Origin of the sequence: Xanthobacter sp. NM-59 (assembly GCF_021401125.1) — a bacterium.
Taxonomy (GTDB): domain Bacteria; phylum Pseudomonadota; class Alphaproteobacteria; order Rhizobiales; family Xanthobacteraceae; genus Xanthobacter.
In genome coordinates this window covers 215,235-229,613 of record NZ_JACBFQ010000009.1, presented here as the reverse complement: position 1 = coordinate 229,613, position 14,379 = coordinate 215,235, and the positions used below count along the sequence as shown (strand labels likewise).

General features: G+C 67.3%; 6 protein-coding genes. All 6 read left to right on the top strand.

Features of this window, described 5'->3' with window-relative positions; all coding sequences use genetic code 11:
• Positions 1–158 precede the first annotated feature (158 nt).
• The 6 genes from L0966_RS16560 (at position 159) to L0966_RS16535 (ending at position 14,113) form a co-directional block, all read left to right on the top strand.
• Positions 159–944, top strand: a complete 786-nt coding sequence (locus L0966_RS16560) for a DeoR/GlpR family DNA-binding transcription regulator (protein WP_234053062.1) — start codon at positions 159–161, stop codon at positions 942–944.
• A 2-nt stretch (positions 945–946) separates the two neighbouring features.
• A complete protein-coding gene (locus tag L0966_RS16555) occupies positions 947–2,023 on the top strand; it encodes an ABC transporter ATP-binding protein (protein ID WP_234053061.1) in 1,077 nt (358 codons plus the stop codon).
• 51 nt (positions 2,024–2,074) lie between these two features.
• Complete coding sequence (locus tag L0966_RS16550) at positions 2,075–3,343, top strand: ABC transporter substrate-binding protein (RefSeq protein ID WP_234053060.1); 1,269 nt, start codon at positions 2,075–2,077, stop codon at positions 3,341–3,343.
• Between the two features lie 64 nt (positions 3,344–3,407).
• Positions 3,408–4,319, top strand: coding sequence for a carbohydrate ABC transporter permease (locus tag L0966_RS16545; protein WP_234053059.1), 912 nt, complete (start codon positions 3,408–3,410; stop codon positions 4,317–4,319).
• A complete protein-coding gene (locus L0966_RS16540) occupies positions 4,316–5,149 on the top strand; it encodes a carbohydrate ABC transporter permease (protein ID WP_234053058.1) in 834 nt (277 codons plus the stop codon). Before L0966_RS16545 ends, L0966_RS16540 begins: the two co-directional genes overlap by 4 nt.
• 450 nt (positions 5,150–5,599) lie before the next feature.
• The gene (locus L0966_RS16535) at positions 5,600–14,113 is read left to right on the top strand and encodes an autotransporter-associated beta strand repeat-containing protein (RefSeq protein ID WP_234053057.1); all 8,514 of its coding nucleotides are present in this window, start codon (positions 5,600–5,602) and stop codon (positions 14,111–14,113) included.
• Positions 14,114–14,379 lie beyond the last annotated feature (266 nt).

Sequence of the window (14,379 nt, the reverse complement as noted above, 5' to 3'; positions counted from 1 at the left end):
GCCTTGAGAGCGATGCCCGGCGGCGGGATTGTGGGTGATGGCAGGCGCCGCGACACCCCGGTTGATGTTCATTTGAATGTCGCAGAACTGACGCCTTAGCTTCAATGAGGCCGGATACGGTCCCGCCAATGTTCGATTGAACATTGCGATGGACGGGAATGAACATCACTTCGCGGCAGCAGGACATTGTGGAGCTGGCCCGCCAGGGCGGCTTCCTGAGCATCGAGCAGCTTTCCGAGCATTTCAGCGTGACCCCGCAGACCATCCGGCGGGACATCAACTGCCTGTGTGACGCGAACCTGCTGCGTCGGCGGCGCGGGGGCGCGGAATACATGGAGGCGCCCCGGCTCAACCTGCCCTATGCCTCGCGCCGCATCATGCATCCGCGCGCCAAGGAAGCCATTGGCGACCTGGTGGCCGGCCTCATTCCCAATGGCGCCTCGGTGTCGTTCGGCATTGGCACCACGCCCGAATTCGTGGCGCTGGCCATGCAGGGCCACGAGGACCTGACCGTCCTCACCAACAATCTGAGCGTGGCGATGGCGCTGAGCGTGACGGCCTCGAACCGCATCATCCTGCCCGGCGGCCCTGTGCGCCTGCCCGACCGCGACATGCTCGGCCCCCATGTGGAGGAGATGTACCGCAATTACCGGGTGGATTTCGGCATTTTCGGCGTCGCCGGCATCGAGCCGGACGGCACGCTGGTGGATTTCGACCGGGACGAGGTGCTGGCCCGCACCGCCATCCTGGAAAGCTGCCGCCGCTCGGTGCTGGTGGCCGACATCAGCAAGTTCGGCCGGCCGGCCCCCGCACGCGGCGGGCACATTGCCGATGTCCACATGGTGGTGCTCGATGCCGCGCCCCCTTCCGCCTGCGCGCCGCTGTTCGACGCGCCTGATGTGGCGGCGCGGCTGCAGGTCGCGGCCTTTGGCGTGGGAGCCTGAACATGGACGGAACGGCTTCCGATTTCGTGCGGCTGGATCGGGTCACGCGCACCTTTCCTGGTGGCGGCGGCGTGGAGGATCTCTCCATCTCGGTTCCCCGCGGCTCCTTCACGGTGCTGCTCGGCCCCTCGGGCTGCGGCAAGTCCACCACGCTGCGGCTGATCGCAGGGCTGGAGACGCCCGATCGCGGGCGCGTGGAGATTGGCGGGCGCGACGTGACGGGACTGGCGCCCTCGGCGCGGGGCCTGTCCGTCGTGTTCCAATCCTACGCGCTGTTTCCCCATCTCTCGGTGGCGGAAAATATCGTGTTCGGGCTCAAGGTGCGCCGCGTCGGCCGGGCTGTGCGGGAGCGCAAGCTTGAGGAGGCCCTGGCGCTCACGGGGCTGGAGGGGCTGGGGGATCGCAAGCCCGCACAGCTCTCCGGCGGCCAGCGCCAGCGCGTGGCCCTCGCCCGCGCCATCGTGGCCGACCACCCCCTGTGCCTGATGGATGAGCCCCTTTCCAATCTGGACGCCAAGTTGCGCCACAGCGTGCGCCAGGAGATCCGCGCCCTGCAGCGCCGCCTGGGCATGACGGTGGTCTACGTGACGCACGACCAGACCGAGGCCATGGGCATGGCCGATCAGGTCATTCTCATGCGCCAGGGCCGGGTGGAGCAGCGGGGCGCACCGGCCGAACTCTATCAGCAGCCGGCCACGGCCTTCGCCGCCGGCTTCATCGGCTCCCCGCCGATGACGCTGATCCCCGCCGCGGCCCTGCCGGGGGTGCCGGTGCCCGCGGAGCGAGCGCGCGAGGGGGTGCTGGCGGGCATTCGCGCGGAGGAGCTGAGCCTTCTGGCGCCGGGCGCCGGGTCGCTCCCCGCCACCGTTGCCGCGAGCGAGTTCCTGGGCGCGGAAACCTTCGTCTATCTGCGGCTGGAAGGCGGAGCGGAGCTGATTGCCCGCGTGCCCGGCCGCGTGGAGCCCGCAGCCGGGAGCGCCGTCTCGGTGGCCTGGGGCGAAGGCGCCATCCACTGGTTCGACCGCGAGAGCGGCCGGCGCATCCCCTCCGCCCAACGGCCCGACGGCGCCGTGGGCTGACCCTTCTCTTTTCACCCGTGTACGCGTTCCCAAAAGGCAGAGGACACGACCATGAGACGCTTCTTCACCGCCGCCGCCATGGCCGCGGGACTGTTCGCCGCCACCACGGTCTCGGCTTTCGCGAAGACCGAGCTCACCATGTATTACCCGATCTCCGTCGGCGGCCCGCTGACGAAGGTCATCGACGGCATGATCGAGGGGTTCGAGAAGGAGAACCCCGATGTGGACGTGAAGGCCGTTTATGCCGGCAATTACGACGACACCCGCGTGCGCGTGCTTTCGGCGCTGAAGAGCGGCCAGCCGGCCCAGCTCTCGGTGCTGTTCTCCATCGACGTTTATGATCTCATCGAGCAGGACCTCATCGTGCCGTTCGATGATGTGGTGAAGAGCGATGATGAAAAGGCTTGGCTCAGCAGCTTTTATCCCGCGCTGATGGCCAATGGCCAGGTGGAGGGCAAGACCTGGGGCATCCCGTTCCAGCGCTCCACCATCGTCATGTACTACAACAAGGAGATGTTCAAGGAAGCCGGCCTTGACCCCAACGCCCCGCCCAAGACCTGGGACGAAATGGTGGCCATGGGCAAGAAGCTCACCAAGGACGGCCGCTACGGCCTCATGGTGCCGTCCACCGGCTATCCCTATTGGATGTTCCAGTGCTTCGCCATCCAGAACGGCAAGGAGCTGATGAGCAAGGATGGCGCCAGCGTCTATTTCGATGACCCGGCCGTCATCGAGGCGCTCGACTTCTGGAAGTCCTTGTCCACCGACGCGAAGATCTCGCCCGCCGGGCTCGTGGAATGGGGCACCCTGCGCCAAGCCTTCGTGCAGGGCCAGACGGCCATGATGTGGCATACTACCGGCAACCTCACCGCCGTGAAGAAGGAAGCGAAGTTCGACTTCGGCGTGGCCGAGCTGCCGGCCCACAAGCGCCCGGGCTCGCCCACCGGCGGCGGCAACTTCTACCTCTTCAAGAACGCCAAGCCGGACGAGCGCGCCGCCGCCTTGAAGCTGATCCGCTACATGACCGCGCCCGAGCGGGCGGCTGAGTGGTCCATTGCCACCGGCTATGTGGGCGTCAGCCCCGCGGCCTATGAGACGCCGGCGCTGAAGGCCTATGGCGAGCAGTTCCCCCAGGCTTTGGTGGCCCGTGACCAGCTGAAGGTCGCCATCGCCGAATTCTCCACCTGGGACACCGCCCGCGTGCGCGAGGCCCTGAACAACGCCATTCAGGCCGCCCTGACCGGCACCAAGACCCCGGCCGAGGCGCTGAAGGGCGCCCAGGCCACCGCCAACGGGCTCCTCAAGCCCTTCAAGCACTGACACGCCCTTTAGGAACACTGCGGGGGCGGGTCATCGCCCGTCCCCGTGCTGCGAAGAAGCCCCCATGCCCGACGCTCTCGCCCCGGACCCCATCGCGCGCCAGCAGCGCCGCCTCCAGGCCCTTTATGGCTGGATGCTGCTCTCGCCCGCGCTGATCCTCCTGACGGTGTTCGCCTTCCTGCCCGCCTTCGCCACGGTGTGGGGCAGCCTTTATTCGCGCGGCACCGCGCGCCGGCCGGCGGTGTTCAACGGCCTTGAGAACTATGCCGACCTCGCCGCCGACCCGACCTTCTGGACGGTGCTGGGCAACAATTTCGTCTATGCGGCGGTGACCATTCCCGTTTCCATCGCCCTGGCGCTCGCCATGGCGCTGTGGGCGGATTCGCGCATTCCCCTGCGGGGCTTCGTGCGCAGCGCCTATTTCACACCGACCGTGCTGCCCATGGTCGCGGCGGCGAACCTGTGGCTGTTCTTCTACACGCCGGGCCTCGGCGTCATCGACAGCTTCACGTCCCTGTTCGGCCTTCCCGCCGTGAACTGGCTCGGCCAGCCGCAGACCGCCCTGGGCGCGGTGATGGTGGTGACGGTGTGGAAGGAGGCGGGCTTCTTCATGATCTTCTATCTGGCGGCGCTCCAGACCATTCCGCCGGACCTCAAGGAGGCGGCTTTGGTGGAGGGGGCTTCGCGCCTCACCTATCTGCGGCGTGTCCTGCTGCCGCTGCTGATGCCCACGACCGCGTTCATCTTCATCAACGCCCTCATCAATTCGGTGAAGTTGATCGATCACCTTTTCATCCTCACCAAGGGCGGGCCGAACAACGCGACCAAGCTCGTCCTCTATTGGATCTGGGAGATGGCCTTCTCGTATTTCGACCGGCCCCACGCCGCCGCGATGACGGTGCTGGTGCTGCTGGTGCTGGGCGCCGTCGCCGTCTTCCAGTTCGCGGTTCTCGACAAGCGGATCCACTACCGATGATGCCTTCATCCCCCGCCCGACCGATCCGCTGGAGCGCGGCGCTGGAGGCGATCGGCGCCTGGCTGCTGGCGCTGGTGTGGATCGCCCCGCTTCTGTTCGCCCTGTGGGCCTCCCTGCGGGCGCCGGGGCAGGCGCTGGATTTCTCCCTGGCCGCGCCCTTCACCTTCGAGAATTATCGCGCGGCCTGGGCGGCGGCGCCGTGGCCCGTCTATGCCCTGAACACGCTGGCGCTGGTGTCGTTCACCCTGGTGGGGCAGCTCGTGCTGTGCACCCTGGCCGGCTACGCCTTCGCCCGCTTCCGCTTTCCGGGGCGTGAGGCGCTGTTCGTGCTGGTGCTGCTGCAGCTGTTCGTGCTGCCCGAGGTGCTGATCGTCGAGAACTACGCGATGATTTCGCGCCTGGCCCTGCTCGACACCATCGCCGGCATGGGCCTGCCTTATGTGGCGAGCGCCTTCGGCATTTTCTTGCTGCGGCAGGCCTTCAAATCGGTGCCGGTGGAGCTGGAGGAGGCGGCGCGGGTGGAGGGCTGCTCCTGGCTCGGGGTGCTCTGGCGGGTCTATGTGCCGGCCGCGCGGCCGGTTTATCTTGCTTACGCCCTGGTTTCCGTCGCCACCCACTGGAACAACTTCCTGTGGCCGCTGATCGTGACCAACACGCCGGGCAGGCGGCCACTGACAGTCGGCCTCTCTTTGTTCGGTGCGCCCGAGAGCGGGGTGGACATCTCCGTTATCAGCGCGGCCACCATCATGGTGGTGGCGCCGTTGCTGATCGCCTTCCTCATCTTTCAGCGCCAGTTCATCCAGGCCTTCCTGCGTGCCGGGATCCGTTGAAGGGGGAAGACAGATATGCGTGGGTATCCACCGATACGCGCGCGGATTTTCCGAATGCAACCGCGTGTTATACTTTATGGCGGCTGCCGATCTAAAGCTGTTCGTCTTCAGATGACTATTTTCTGTGCAAGAAGTCCGTGAGGTTGATTCTTACCTCCACGGCAAAGTGATACCGGAATGCCACAATGTGAAACAAATTTGACTCTGGATACACAAATGCGGTGATGAAACCGGGTTCGGCGCTCGCCGCTCCATTGCGCGCTCTCCACTGGGCCTCTACGGCTTTTAGCCAAGGAAACTATCCGGTCGGGCGACCTTGGGGGGCGGAACGCGGGCTTGTTCTCGTCGGGCTGCATCGGTCGCATGCCGGGCTTTCGGGGCGGGGCAAGGCTGATGACGCGGGCGGAAGTCAAGGGTGGGGGTGCGGTTCGCGTCGAGGTTCTTGGTGGAGTGAAAGGCACGCGCCGGCTGCTGGACCGCTGGCGCCTGCTGCTGACATCGGCCCTGGTGCCGCTGCTGGAATTGGCCCAGTGGAGCTCCCCCTGGGACTCCACCAAGGGGCGTGCGGCTTCCGCGCGCGGCAGCTCCCGGCTCCAGCGTCGCCGCGGCAGGGTTCTGCGTCCGCTCGTGCTCGGCTCCGGCAGCGCGCTGTCCCTGGCTGCCGCCAGCATTTTGGGCGCTCACGTGGCCGGTGCGACTCCGTTGCCGTCCAATTGCGCGGTCACCGGCACCACCACCTTGTTGAGCTGCGACGCGACCTTGGTCAATGTGAGCATGACCACGGGCGCGGGAACGCTGACGGTGGATGGCCTGACCACCGGTGTGGTGGCCTACGGTTCCCCGACCACGCCGGGAACCTATGACCAGACGGTCACGCTGACCGGCGCCACGACGATCAACAACCCCACTTACAGTGCTCTGGTGATGCAGTTCGGTACCCTGCCGGACGCCAGCGTCATCGATGTCATCGTGAATGCCACCGTTCATATCGGCCCTGATGTGAATGCGACGATGGGCGGTGGTGGCGGCTTTGGCACCATCTGGGTTCGCAACGACAAGGGGGGCAATGTCGTCATCGACAATGCCGGCACCCTGATGGGCACGGCGCCGAGCACGACGGACGATGCCCCCACGCTAAGCGGCGTGACCAATCTGGGCGCGGTGAGCATCACCAACAGCGGAATCGTCACCTCCACCAATAATCGCGGCATCTATGCCGACGGCAATCATAACGGGGCCGTCGCCGAAACCGTGTCGGTGACGAACACCGCGACGGGGCAGGTTTTCGCGTATACGGCCGGCATCCGCGTCATCGACTATCTGGGGCTTGCCTCCATTGACAATGCGGGAAGCGTCAATGCCACGCTCCGCCAGGGCCTGATCGCCTGGTCGGCTGATGGTGATACTACCATCGTCAATTCCGGGACTGTCATTTCCGGCAACGACAACGCCATTCATGCCGCCACCGAGAATGGCAAGGCCACCGTCACGAACAGCGGCACGGTCACGGCCCAGGGGGATCCTGCTCTTGATGCGGCGCATGCCGCCATCACGACCCCTGACGGCTATAACGGCCTGCGCGCGTCGGTCGATGTGGCGGGCGACATCGAAATCACGAACACCATTACCGGCGTGGTTTCCGCCACTCGCGACAGCGGCATCCTGGCGGAAACGCCCCTGGGGGATGTCACCATCATCAATGCCGGCTCGATCACGAGCAAGACCGGCATTGTGGCGAACAGCGGCTTCGCCACCGGCAGCACGGTGGCGACTGGCCCCACCACGAATGGCGACATCTCCGTCACCAATTCCGGCACGGTGAGCGCCACCGATCTTGCCGTTTCCCTCGACGGCACCACCAATTATCTCGCAAACAGCGGCGGCATCAGCACCACCTTCACGACCGCGGTCGAGACTGGAAACGGTGACAGCACCGTCGTGAACCGCGGTACGATCTCCGCCGGTTCTGCGTCGGGCACGGCCATCAGCATGGGGTCGGGCAGCAACCGCCTGGTTCTGTACGACACCTCCTCCATCACCGGCATCGTCACCAATGCCAGCTCGGGCAACACGCTGGAGCTGACCGGCACGGGCACGGCCACGCTCGCCCTCGGCTCGGTGGGCGCGAGCGGCACCTATCGGGGCTTCGGCGATCTCACCAAGTCCGGCACCGGCCAGTGGACGCTGTCCGGCACGGGCGCCAGCCTCACCGGTACCGTCGATGTGGAAGGCGGCACGCTGGCGCTGGGCACGGGGGCGCAGCTGATTTCCCTGGGCGTCGTCATCGCCGGTGAGGTGGGGACAACCGCGACCGCCACCGCAAGCGGAGCGGGCACGTCCTGGACCGTGGGTGCTGATCGCATCGGTGTCGGCGTGCATGGCACGGGCACCTTGACCATCAGTGATGGTGCGACCCTCAGTTCGCCGGGCGGCGTGATCGGCTGGTACGCGGACGGCAACGGCACGGTGACCATCAAGGACAGTGGCAGCCGCTGGACCAACACCGCCGCCCTCTATGTGGGCAATGAGGGTACCGGCAGCCTGTCTGTCGAAAATGGCGGCTGGGTCGGCGCCACCGACACCTATGTCGGCACGGTGAGCGGCTCGCAGGGCACGGTGACCGTCACTGGCGCCAACTCCGTTATGACCCTCAGTGGCGCCTTCATCGCGGGTCATGAGAACGGCACCACCGCCACGGTGACCGTGAGCGACGGGGGGCGGCTCGACGCTGTCACCGGCACGCTGGGCAATCTGACGGGGTCGTCGGGCACCATGACCGTGACCGGGGCGGGGTCGTCCTGGGCCGCGGTGGAGGACGGTTCCGCCTATTCCGGTTACATCAATATCGGCCTCTATGGTCACGGCGAGCTCACCGTGACCGATGGCGGCGCCGTCTCCGCCACGCGCGTCTATATCGGCAATGACACGGGCTCCACGGGCATCGCGTCCGTGAGCGGGGCGGGGTCGTCGATCACGACGACGAGCAACCTTTATATCGGCACTGGCGGCGATGGCACGCTGACCGTTTCCGATGGCGCGCAGGTCAGCGCGGAGATCATCAAGATCGCCTATTTCAGCGGTGTGAACGGCACCTTGAACATTGGCGCGGCCTCGGGCCAGACGGCGGTGGCCGCCGGCGCCGTCTCGGCCGATGAAATCTGGTTCCTGGACGGAACCGGCAAGATCGTCCTCAACCACACGAGCACCGACTTCAGCCTCTCCGCGGCCATTTCCGGCACCGGCGAAGTGGATGTGGAGCACGGTACCTCCACCTTCTCCGGCGAGAGCACGTTCGCGGGTGCGCTGAACGTCACCGGCGGCAAGCTGGTGGTGACCGGCGCCATCCAACCCCTCAGCGGCAACTCTGCCCTGGACCTGACGGTGGCGGGCGGCGCGCTCGAGGTGCGCGGTGGCGGGCAGCTGACGACCCGTAGCGCCGCCATCGGCGCCACCACCGGCGCCAGCGCGGTGACCGTCACGGGCACCGGCTCCACCTGGGTGAACGCTGTTAACAGCGTCGACCTTTCCCGGGGGGTGGGGCAGACCGGCTCCATCACCATCAGTGATGGTGGCACGTTCAAGTCGCTGGGCAGTGGCGGTCTCTACATGGCGGCCGGAGGCGCCTTCACGGTCACCGGCGCCGGCAGTCACGTGCAGATCGGCGATCCCACCGCTCCCGCTTCGCCGCTCTGGCTTTATTCCTACGGCGGCACCATCTCCATTTCCGATCGGGCCAGCGTCTATACCAGCGGCACCTATGTGGGGGGCGATGGTGGTGATCTGGCCACAATGACGGTGACCGGCGCGGGCACCAGCCTCGTGGCCGATCAGCGCCTCTATATCGGCGGGCAGAACGGCTCCTATGACGTCTATCCCGTGAACGGCAATGGCCGCGCCACGGTCTCCGCCGGCGCCACCGTGACCACCGCCACCGTGGGCGTGGGCATGGATCCTCGCTCGGAAGGCGCGCTCCTGATCACGGGGGCCGGGTCTCAGGTCTGGGCCAAGGCGAATTCCACCTTTGCCACCCTGGGCAATTTCTATGTGGGCTATGCCGGCAACGCCACGGTGGTGGTGGCCGATGGCGCCATGCTGAAGGCCGATAACGAGGTGCGCGTCGGCTACGACACGGCGGGCTCGGGCGAGCTGGCCATCGGCGCGGACAGCGGCTCGGCGGCGGCCGCCGCGGGCCGCGTCGATGCGGCGAAGGTGGTGTTCGGCGCGGGCGCCGGTTCGGTGGTCTTCAACCATACCGACGCGGCCTATGTGTTCTCGGCGGCCATCAGCGGCGACGGCAGCGTCGCGCAGATGGGCAGCGGCACCACCATTCTTACCGGTGCCAGCACCTATACGGGCGCCACCACCATTTCTGGTGGAACGCTTCAAATCGGCAATGGCGGCGCCAGCGGCTCCATCAGCGGGAACATCACCGACAATGCGGCGCTGGTGTTCGATCGTTCGGACGATGTTTCCTATGCGGGCGTGATCTCCGGCTCCGGCACCCTTGAGAAGCGGGGCGCGGGAACGCTGACGCTGGCGGGGGCGAGCACGTTGAGCGGGCAGGCGACCGTGTCTGCCGGCACCTTGCAGCTGGATGGCAGCCTCGCGGGCGGCCTCGCCGTGGAAAGCGGAGCCATCCTCACCGGCACCGGCTCCGTGGGCGGGGCTCTGGCCGTGAAGGCCGGGGGCACCTTCTCCGGCACCAGCGGGGTGGCCTTCACGGTGGGTGGTGCGCTGACGCAGGAGGCCACCTCCGCCCTCGCGCTCACCCTCAATGCCCCGAGCGCGACCGCGGTGCTCGATGTCGGCGGCAACCTGACCCTCGACGGCACGCTGAACCTCACCGCCGGCACGGGCTTCGTCGACGGAACCTACCGGCTGATCGATTATGCAGGCACGCTGACCGACAATGGCCTGGCACTGGGCACGGTGCCGACGCATTCGCTCTATCGCATCGATACGGCGACCGGCGGCGAAGTGAACCTCGTGGTCGCGGCCGGCCAGTGGTGGAATGGCGCGGTGACCACGCCCGGCGGATCGTCGGTGGTGGGCGGCAGCGGCACCTGGGACGTGAGCGCCGCCACCACCAACTGGACCAACGCGGCCGGCAGCACCGCCGCGTCCTGGACCCAGAGCGGGCTTGCCATCTTCTCCGGAGCGGCCGGCACCGTGACGGTGAGCGGGGCGGTGGCGCCTCAGGTCGCGGGCATGGAGTTCATGACCGACGGTTATACGGTGGGCGGGGGCGCGATCACCCTCGCCTCGTTCTCGGCGGGAACGGCTCCCTTTATCCTCGTGGACGGTGGCACGGCCACCATTTCCTCGGCGCTCGCCGGCACCGACGGCATGGAGAAGAAGGGCGCGGGCGCCCTCGTTCTGACCGGTGCGAACACCTATACCGGCGGCACCACCATCACCGCCGGCACCCTGTCCATCGGCGATGGGGGCTCCGCAGGTTCGCTCGTCGGCGACATCACCAACAATGCGGCTCTGGTGTTCAACCGCGCGGACGATGCGACCTATGCGGGTGATATTTCCGGCACTGGCACCCTGGAAAAGAAGGGCGCGGGCACCCTCGTTCTGACCGGTGACCACACCCATACGGGCGGCACCACCATCACCGCCGGCACCCTTCAGCTCGGCAATGGCGGCACCTCCGGTTCCATCGTCGGCGATGTGGCCAATTCCGGCACGCTGGTGTTCGACCGCTCCGACGATGTGACGACCTCCGGCACCATCACCGGTTCGGGCGCGCTGGTGCAGCAGGGCACGGGCCGGCTGACCCTGGCTGGCGCCAACAGCGCCGGCGCGGGAACCACTGTGGCCGCCGGCACCCTGGTTCTGACGGGTGGCGCGAGCCTTGCGAGCGACGTGACGGTGCAGGGCGGTGCCGTCCTGGAAGGCAGCATTGGCGGGATGTCGGGCGGTACGGTCGCGGGCACGGTGAGTGTGGCCGATGGCGGCACGCTGCGCGCCAGCGCGGCGGGGTCCCACGGCCTCACCATGACCGGCCTGGTGCTCTCGAACACCGCGCATCTGGATGTGGGGCTGGGCACCACCGGCGCCAGCGCCGTCTTCGCGACGGATACCCTGACGCTCGATGGCATTCTCGATGTCACCGACACGGGCGGCATGTCGCTCGGCGTCTACAGGCTCATCAGCTACACCACCCTGACGGCGGACAACGGGCTCGAGCTGGGCACGACGCCCGGCCAATACGTCTACGAGATCCTGCAGACGCCGGGCCAGGTGGACCTGGCGGTGCTGAACAGCGACATGCTGTATTGGAACGGCAGCACCACCAGCCCGGATGGCACCCTGCATGGCGGCACCGGCACCTGGAGCGCCAACGCCTCCAACACCAATTGGCTCACCAGCACGCTCAACCAGTCCAAGGCCTGGAACAGCAGCTTTGCCGTGTTTGCCGGAACGCCCGGAACGGTCACCATCGACACATCGTCGGGTGTGGTTTCCGCGAGCGGTCTCCAGTTCATGGTGGATGGCTATGAGGTCACCGGCGGCGCGCTGGTTCTGGCGGCCCCCTCCGGCCGTACGCAGATCCGCGTGGGTGACGGGACGAGCGCCGGTGCCGGCTACACGGCCATTATCGCGTCCGAGCTCCAGGGCACCACGGGCCTTGAAAAGACCGACGTCGGCACCCTGGTTCTGACGGGCGAGAATACCTATTCGGGCGGTACGGTGGTTACGGCCGGCACGCTGCGGATCGGCAATGGCGGCAGCGCCGGTTCAATCCTGGGCGACGTGGAAAACAACGCGACCCTGGCCTTCGACCGTTCCGATGACACCACCTTCGCGGGGGCCATCTCCGGCACCGGCACCGTGGTTCAGCAGGGCGCGGGCACGCTGGCCCTGACCGGGGCGAACAGCTTCTCGGGCGGCCTCTCCATCCAGTCGGGCACGGTCCAGGTTGCGACCGCCGGCGCCCTCGGCACGGGCGGGCTGGCCCTCCAGGGGGCGGGCGCGCTGCAGGCCAGCGGAACCTTCGCCTATGGCGGCAACGTCACGCTGACGGCGGTGGGCGGCTCGGGCGGCGGCACCTTCGTCGTCGATGGCGCCGAAACGCTGACGCTGGCGGGGGTCATCTCCGGCAACGGCCAGCTCACCAAGTCCGGTTCCGGCACGCTGGTGGTGACGGGCGCGAATACTTTCGCGGGCGGCACGGTTATCGCCGCCGGCACCCTTCAGATTGGAGATGGCGGCACTGCGGGCACCATCACCGGCGACCTGGTGAACAACGGCACCCTGGTGTTCAACCGCTCGGACGCCTACACCTTCACCGGCGCCATCACCGGCAGCGGCGACGTGGCCTTCACGGGTGGCGGCACGGTGTCCTTCTCCTCGCCCTATCAGGGGCCGGTGACGGTGGACGAGACCACGGTGACGCTGGTCGCGGGCACGGTGAGCGGTTCGCCGTTCACGGTGAATGGCGGCGGCCACCTGGGCGGCACGGCCACCATTGGCGGCCTCGTGGTCAATTCCGGAGGCGTGGTCGGGCCGGGCTATTCGCCGGGTACCCTGACCGTCAGCGGCACCGTGACCTTCAATGCGGGCTCGGTCTATCAGGTGGATGTCACCCCGTCCGGCGCGCACGATCTCATCGTCGCGTCTGGCGACGTGACCATTTCGAGCGACGCCTCGGTTGAGGTGAAGGCGGTGGCGGGGCGCTATCCCGGCTCCAGCTCGCTCCAGATCCTGACCACCTCCGGCACGCTCACGGGCACCTTTGGCAGCGTGACCTCCGATTACGTCTTCCTCGACCCCACGCTGACCTATGACGCGCAGAATGTGTATCTGTCGCTCGTCTATAACGGTGTGGACTTCGTCACCTATGCGCGCACGCCCAATGAGGCGGGGGTGGCGGTGGCGGCGCAGGCCCTCGGCGGCGGCAACGCGGTCTATGACGCTATCGTCGCTCTGCCGGAAGGCGCCATTGCTCCGGCGTTCAACGCCCTGTCCGGCGAGATCTATCCGTCGGTGAACACGGTGCTCCAGCAGGAGTCCATCTATGTTCGCCAGGCGGTGGGCGCGCGCCTGCGGCAGGCGGCGGCAGGCCCCGATGCCCTGGCCCAGTCGGCCCAGGCCGCCGGGCCTACCACCGGGCGCCTGAGCAAGGATCTGGACGTCACCCTGTGGGCGCATGGTTATGGCGGCTGGGGCAACAGCTTCGGCAACGGCAATGCCGCCAGCATCTCCAACAGCCTCGGCGGCTTCCTCATCGGTGCCGACGTGGCGGTTGCGCCGAATGCGTGGGCGGGCGTGTTCGGCGGCTACAGCCGGTCGAGCTTCGACGTTGCGGCCCGCGCCTCCAGCGGCAACAGCGACAATTACGACATGGGCGCCTATGCCGGGGTGAAGCTTGACGCTTTCTCCCTGCGCGCCGGCTTCGCCTATGGCGTGCACGATGTGTCAGCGAGCCGGTCCATCGCCTTCCCGGGCTTCGCCGAAAGCACGAACGGCAGCTACACCGTGGGCACCACTCAGCTCTTCGGCGAGGCAAGCTATGGCGTGCCGGTTGGCGCGGCCATGTTTGAGCCGTTCGCCGGCCTCGCTTACGTGAACGTCGGCAGTGCGTCTTTCTCCGAGACCCTGCGCAGCGCAGCGCTGGCGGTGGACACGGGGTCCATGGACACGCTCTACAGCACGCTGGGGCTGCGCGCGGCGTTCTCGACCGAGCTGTTCGGCCGCAACCTGACGCCGAGCGTGACGCTGGGTTGGCAGCACGCCTTCGGCGACACCGACCCGGTGGCCGCCATGCGCTTCCTTGGCGGCACGACGCCCTTCTCCGTCTCGGGTGTTCCGATCGCGGAGGACGCGCTGCTGGTGGATGCCGGACTGGCCTATGGCCTCTCCGACACAGCCAGCCTTTCGGTGGCCTATACCGGTCAGTTCGCCACTTCCGCCAGCCAGAATGCCTTCATCGCGCAATTCTCGCTGAAGTTCTGATCTGAAGACGAAGGCCGGCACGCTGCGTCGGCCTTCTTTTTCGATCCCAGGGCACGTTCACGCGACGGCGGATCCGGGTCGCGTGAGCGGCGGACATAAGAACGGCGGCTAGATTTTTTTCCACGGCACGATGGAAGGCAGAAGCAGTCCCGGCCAGCCCTTCGGTGCGCCCGGATCGCCCGGGCGCGCTCGCGTCTCCATGGCCGCCTTCGGGGGAGGCGGCGGCCACGGTCCTCGCCTGTCGCGGACGGGCCGCGCGTTTGGGG

Bases quoted from the DNA above. Each gene is read 5' to 3' on its own strand.
- L0966_RS16555 (WP_234053061.1), top strand. From the start codon at position 947: ATGGACGGAACGGCTTCCGATTTCGTGCGGCTGGATCGGGTCACGCGC.
- L0966_RS16540 (WP_234053058.1), top strand. From the start codon at position 4,316: ATGATGCCTTCATCCCCCGCCCGACCGATCCGCTGGAGCGCGGCGCTG.
- L0966_RS16550 (WP_234053060.1), top strand. From the start codon at position 2,075: ATGAGACGCTTCTTCACCGCCGCCGCCATGGCCGCGGGACTGTTCGCC.
- L0966_RS16545 (WP_234053059.1), top strand. From the start codon at position 3,408: ATGCCCGACGCTCTCGCCCCGGACCCCATCGCGCGCCAGCAGCGCCGC.
- L0966_RS16560 (WP_234053062.1), top strand. From the start codon at position 159: ATGAACATCACTTCGCGGCAGCAGGACATTGTGGAGCTGGCCCGCCAG.